This is a genomic window from Microcystis sp. M109S1, assembly GCF_020247025.1.
Lineage (GTDB): Bacteria > Cyanobacteriota > Cyanobacteriia > Cyanobacteriales > Microcystaceae > Microcystis.
Genome location: NZ_JADBRW010000092.1, coordinates 1 through 5,738 on the forward strand (window position 1 = coordinate 1; position 5,738 = coordinate 5,738).

7 protein-coding genes are annotated in these 5,738 nt (G+C 40.7%); 2 read left to right on the forward strand and 5 right to left on the reverse strand.

The annotated features are described in order from the left end of the window. Positions 1–156 precede the first annotated feature (156 nt). Positions 157–315 carry a type II toxin-antitoxin system Phd/YefM family antitoxin gene (locus IM322_RS04500; RefSeq protein ID WP_287676519.1) on the forward strand — a complete coding sequence of 53 codons (159 nt, stop codon included), beginning with the start codon at positions 157–159 and terminating at the stop codon, positions 313–315. Between the two features lie 218 nt (positions 316–533). Here IM322_RS04500 and IM322_RS04505 read toward each other — a convergent pair whose 3' ends face one another. The 5 genes from IM322_RS04505 to IM322_RS04525 form a co-directional block, all read right to left on the reverse strand. Next, complete coding sequence (locus IM322_RS04505; protein ID WP_287676521.1) at positions 534–962, reverse strand: type II toxin-antitoxin system VapC family toxin; 429 nt, start codon at positions 960–962, stop codon at positions 534–536. A gap of 2 nt (positions 963–964) precedes the next feature. Then, positions 965–1,225: a hypothetical protein gene (locus IM322_RS04510; RefSeq protein WP_287676523.1), complete on the reverse strand. Its 261-nt coding sequence runs from the start codon at positions 1,223–1,225 to the stop codon at positions 965–967. A gap of 168 nt (positions 1,226–1,393) precedes the next feature. Beyond that, positions 1,394–1,810: a putative toxin-antitoxin system toxin component, PIN family gene (locus IM322_RS04515; protein ID WP_287676524.1), complete on the reverse strand. Its 417-nt coding sequence runs from the start codon at positions 1,808–1,810 to the stop codon at positions 1,394–1,396. Next, positions 1,797–2,045 carry a hypothetical protein gene (locus IM322_RS04520; protein WP_286826647.1) on the reverse strand — a complete coding sequence of 83 codons (249 nt, stop codon included), beginning with the start codon at positions 2,043–2,045 and terminating at the stop codon, positions 1,797–1,799. The genes IM322_RS04515 and IM322_RS04520 overlap by 14 nt, the downstream gene beginning before the upstream one ends. Positions 2,046–2,280: 235 nt before the next feature. Next, complete coding sequence (locus IM322_RS04525) at positions 2,281–4,593, reverse strand: transglutaminase TgpA family protein (RefSeq protein ID WP_287676525.1); 2,313 nt, start codon at positions 4,591–4,593, stop codon at positions 2,281–2,283. Positions 4,594–4,761: 168 nt separating this feature from the next. Between IM322_RS04525 and IM322_RS04530 the strand changes: the two genes are divergently transcribed. Continuing rightward, positions 4,762–5,499 (forward strand): phycocyanobilin:ferredoxin oxidoreductase, encoded by a 738-nt coding sequence (locus tag IM322_RS04530; protein WP_287676526.1) that lies wholly within the window; start codon positions 4,762–4,764, stop codon positions 5,497–5,499. Positions 5,500–5,738: the final 239 nt, after the last annotated feature.

A 5,738-nucleotide genomic window follows, 5' to 3' on the forward strand; every position in this document is an offset into this window, starting at 1 on the left:
ACTCAATTGTATATCTTTTGGTATTAATTTGTTTGTGCCTTAAGTCGTTCCCTATATGAATTTCAGCTACTTTTGAGCGTAGGTTCTCTCATCTAATTTTATTTTCAGTTAGTTATTTGCATAGCAATTCCCGAAGAGCCACAATTAGGAGGATTTATGATCCCGGTTAATGAGGCTCAACAAAAGTTGCAGGATTTGATTGATTCAGTGACTGTTTCCCACGAACCCATTATTATTGAGGGATGCGATGGTAATGCAGTTTTGCTATCTGAAGGGGATTGGAAATCGTTACAAGAAACGTTATATCTCCTCTAAGTTTCAGCAACATCTAAAGAAACTTTGATTCGGATTTCTGTTTGATAATTTGTCATAATTATGCTTTCTCAATTTAGTCCTGAAGATAGTTAGGAGATTGAGGGATTTTAATAAAGGAGAAAATGACAAACTCTACGGCATACAAATAACCCGAAAACTTGCGATCGCCCTTTGGTTGGTAGTAATGGCTTTAGCCATAGATAATAAGAGTAATCGCACTACTGAGGATAAAAAACTCTCATAAAAAATTGATTACGATAACGGCGATAAATATCAAAATCTTTATCTAAAGTGGCAATAGCAGGTATATTTAATCTTTCAGAAATCGCTATTAACGATAAATCAGTTAAATCAGCAGGTAAGTCTTGGTAAATCTGATTTAATTGCTTGATTTTTTGATAATCTTCTGATAGTAAATGTTCAGCAATAAATACTCCCTTTTCTAAGGCTGATAAAAACTCTGTTTGAACTTTTACATCTGGTGCAAGTAACCACATAGTTTCAGTTACACAGCCAACAGTCGTAATTAATTGACTACTACAATTAGCAAAAAAATTAACAACTTGTTGATGATAACGATCACCCTTATTGTAAAATGCGACGATAATTCCTGTATCAATAAGGGTAAAGGGGTAATATTCAGTCATAACTATTCATGGCGTTCATGTTTTTGGCGCAAATATTTAGCAATTTTTTGCTTACGAATATCTCTGTCAGACAAGTCTTCTCTCTCGTCTAATAAATGTTCAGGATAACCACCCATTTTTTCTAAAACTGTTGGCGATTTTTTTAAAGTAATCCAATGGTTACGCAAAAGTTTTTTTACTAATTCTTGGCTAGTTATTTTTTCTTCTGACAAAATTTCAATTAAATATTTTTCTGATTCATGATCTAGATTAATTGTTAACATGATTGATTAATCCTCCCTTAAAGTTATCAATTATGAATTAGTTAGACAATAGATTTTGATAATTTGTTTCTATTTCTTTTTTAGGAATACTCATAGCATTTAACTAACCAGCGATCGCCTTTTGGTTGGTAGTAATGGCTTTAGCCATACATAATAAGAGTAATCGTCCTAATTGCTGAGTAAAAAATCATTAACAGTAACAATATTGATAGATTGAAAAGGATGTAAAATCAATAAATATTGATCCCCTGTAATGATTGACTCTGCTTTGCCATTAACGGCTAATTCCAAATATTTATTATCTTTAGTATCTCGACAAATATCCGTCCTAAAGTCTATTTTTGAGACGAACTCAACAGTTTCAGAGAAGTCCAATAAAAATTGTTTGCGTTCATCAAGACTAATATAGCGATCAAATTTTGGTCGAGATAAGACAGTTTCTAGTTCTTGCCAAGTGGCAGGAGATACGATAATAATTCCTAAGTGTTGAGCTTTTTTAAAAGCAGTATTAGGTTTACTCTTGGGCGATAGAACAGAACTAACAATAACATTGGTATCGATAACAAAGCGTCTATTCATCTTCATTTAAGAGAGATTCTAAAATTTCGGGGGTTAATCCTCTTTCTTGCGCTTTTTGTCCAATAGTATCCATCGTTTTATATAATTTGTCCAGAGATTCCTTCCTAGATAAGGTTGAGGATTGAACATAAAAAGCGATTTTTTCTTCTATTTTTTGGCGTTCTTCTTCGGTTGCATTCCAATAATTTTCAGCAACATCTAAAGGAACTTTGATTCGGATTTCTGTTTGATAGTTTGTCATAATTATATTTTCTTAGTTTAGTAGTAAAGAAATTTAGTCGAAATTAATAGCCTCCCTTCAGACAGCGTTACAGTAAGGCGATGAAATTGATCGGGGATCATTATGCACAGTCCTCTAACCGACAGTTTTACAATTAATACTGTACTTTGAGTGAGTGAATAACGCTGTATTTACTCTACAAGGGAGAAGTTAAACCGAAATTTAGAAGTTTCAGTTACTAACTATAGGCTCAAGCTCACTTTTTCACTAGCTTGGGCAACTCTCGAAAACGTTGGCGTAAACTCTCGATATTAGCTGATTTCCCGCCATAACGCCAATCAACGTAGGCGCGAGCAATCTCCTCGATAATATTCGCCACTGGCGGCGGTTGGACGCTGCGGGCGGCGACAGCGTATTCTAAAGGGGTTTGAGCGGGATGTTTACCATAACCGGCTTCTGTTAAGATTCCTAACATTTGCTGGTATAAACGCTCGATCGGTGGTAGTTTTGCCAACTGGCGACCCCGACGCCAACGATGGAACTGTAGCCATCCTAACCAACCAGCGTAAGCGAAGACGACCCCCACTAAACCGCCGAGAATTCCCCCTAAAAGACTGCCAGAAATAAAGCGCCATAACCATCCCAATAACTTACCGATAGTAACGATAACATTTTCCCAAATCAGACCGAGAAAACCCGTTACTGGAGAGGGCAACCATCCGGCCACCCATTGCCAAAATTGCTTGAGGACACTAAAAGGTTCCGCTTCCTCAAAGGATGGGGGAATTAATTCCCGGCCCGGTATAGGATCGAAAGTGTACCAACCGTAACCAGGGAAAAACACCTCTGTGATGGCGTAAGCGTCCGTATTTTGGACAACATAAAAGCCAGTGAAAGGATTAAACTGGCCAGGGGCAAAACCGGTGGCTAATCGGGCAGGAATACCGATCGAGCGTAACATAATCGTTAACACGGTGGAAAAATGATCGGCGTAACCCCCCTGAAAACGAAACAAAAAGGCCGAGACTAAATCCTCATTTTCGGCTAAAAAGGGCAAATCGGTTTTTAATTCATAGTTTTGCTTCAATGCTTGGGCCAGATATAGGGCCTTCTCGTAGGGAGAGGTTAAAGGTGTGGGAGATTTGGCCAGCAATTCCTCGGTTTTTCGGCGGACTTTCGGGGCAATTTCGGCAGGAATTTGTAAATAATACTTGAGAATAGACTTAGGGTAGGTTTCTGAGGCCGATCGCAGTTGGCTGCGATTGCGTTCCGGCACTTGTGAGATTACAGTATAAGTTAGCCCTTCCGCTAATCCCCCCGGCGACCTTAAGCTATTTTCTCGGTCTAAAGATACCTGTCGGGTAGGAAAAAAGAGATACTGGGGCGAAGCAAGAGCGGGGATAATATTCGGTAAACTGGAGACAATGCTGTAAGTTTGGACTACCTGATGGGTTTTGGCTTGGGTTGCAGGTAGCGGCACAAAAAAGCGATAGGACCAACTACTGCGATTTAAATCCTCTACTTCTTGATTTCGCGAGATTTGCCACCCTTGACCAGTATAGCGATCAAAGGCCATGGCGCGCCAGAATCCGGGGGCTTGAGAACGTACCCGCATGACTGTCTGGGGAGTCATACTTCCCCGCAAATTTTGGTTGATTTGGGGGTTAAAACCGTAATAAAAGGTGTAATCTAGCTGTCCTGACCCTGTAGTGGGGCTATTACCGCCATTTACGCCACCATTCCCCGTTTCACCCTCGCGCACATAGCCGGGGTTAACGATTTGTCTGTCTCCCTGTTCAAAATCCTGATTTTCCATACCTTCGGGACTATTGACGGGAAAAGATTGAATTTGATAACCCGGAAAACGCGGCATCAGGGCAAAAATTGTCAATCCCAAGAGGAGAATTGTCAGAAAGAAAATACCGAAACGTTTGGGAGAAAGGGGAGAATTTTGCGGGGAAAATAATTTTTTTGTGGCTAGACGCGGGGGTTTCTTTGAGAAGAAAGGGAGACTCTGATTGAGATTATCTAAACCTAAACGAGAACGATAGTCTAAAACTAGGGTAGGTAGGGATAAAAGCAGAAAGAGGATTAACCAAGGCGCAAAAGCGAGGGTTTGGGAGATTGTCCCTGCGACTCCCAAGAGAATTAAACCGATTACCATAGAATACCCTAAATCTTTGCGTCGGGGCAGGTCAAAACTATGGAGAATTTGCAGTTGAATTAATAATTGTGTTAAGGCAATGCGACTATCCTGCATCGCAACGATATTACCCAAGAATAGCGCCAACACCACTAACATTCCGATCGCTATACAAAATTTTGCCCCGATATTGCGCTTTTTCCTGCGTCGCCAACTCCAGATTCCGCCGATAATACTGAGAGGAACCGCCCAAATACTGGTATAACTATCAGTAGCCACATCGGTGGCGATAATACCGACGATTACTAAAGCTTGCACCAGAATTCTTAAAATAATCGATTCCTCGGTTTCTGGCAAGGGAGAAGATTCTATCTTTTGCCAGAGGGTTTTTAAGGAAGGTCTTGGACGAGCAGCACTGCTAACCATAGGGTAAATTGGGAGAAAGATCAAAAAGTTAATTTTATATTTCCCAGTTCTAATCTCGATCGCTCCCTGGGGTAAAGTGGATTTTAGATGTCAGAAGACGGGAGATAGGGAGACGATAACTGATGACTGATAACTGATGACTGATAACTGATGACTGATTACTGACCTATGATAGCCGTTACCAAGCCTGAAATTTTACCGTTACTTCATCCCCTGATTGGACAATTAGCCACGGCAATTCTGTCCGACTGGGAAAATTATCTTGATTTGTCGCCCTTTGAGTTGCCGGAAGGTTTAGGCTATGTGGAGGGACGTTTAGAAGGGGAAAAATTAATTATCGAGAATCGCTGCTATCAAACTCCCCAGTTCCGCAAAATGCACCTAGAACTGGCTAAACTGGGCAATGGTTTGGATATCCTTCACTGTGTCATGTTCCCCCGTCCAGAATATCCGCTGCCGATGTTCGGATGTGATATAGTCTCCGGCAAAGCGGGAATCAGTGCCGCTATTGTGGATCTTTCTCCCACCAGTGGCGATAAAACTCTCCCTAGTGACTATAATCAAGCTTTAGCGGCTTTACCGGCGGTAGATTTCGCCCAAGCTCGTGATTTGCCGCCTTGGGGTCATATTTTCTCCGAATATTGTCTGTTTATTCGTCCCGAAACCGCCGCCGAGGAACGACAATTTTTACAAAGAGTAACAGATTTCTTGACAATTCACTGCAAATGTGCTAGGGAAAGTCAGCCTCTTTCTGGGGAAGAAACGCGCATTTATTTACAGGGACAACGGGATTATTGTAGTCAACAGCAAAAAAACGATAAAACTCGGCGTGTACTAGAAAAAGCCTTCGGTTGGGAATGGGCAGAGCGTTATATGACGGGGGTTCTCTTTGATCTGCCCGATTAAACTGAACTACTCCTTGTCAACATCAAAAATTGTCGTGTTTAGCGAGCAGTCAGGAGAATTAAGAGTAAACGATAATCAATTAAAGAGTCTATTTAGAGATTGCTGAATAAATCTAAAAACCTTATCCAACAAGGTTTTTAGACTTTTTTTCCCTCAAAAAGTGCCGCCCCTTGGAGTGATTGGGGGGAAAATTCAGGGACTTTTTCCCTGAAAATTAGGTAATTGACCACCTGAAAATG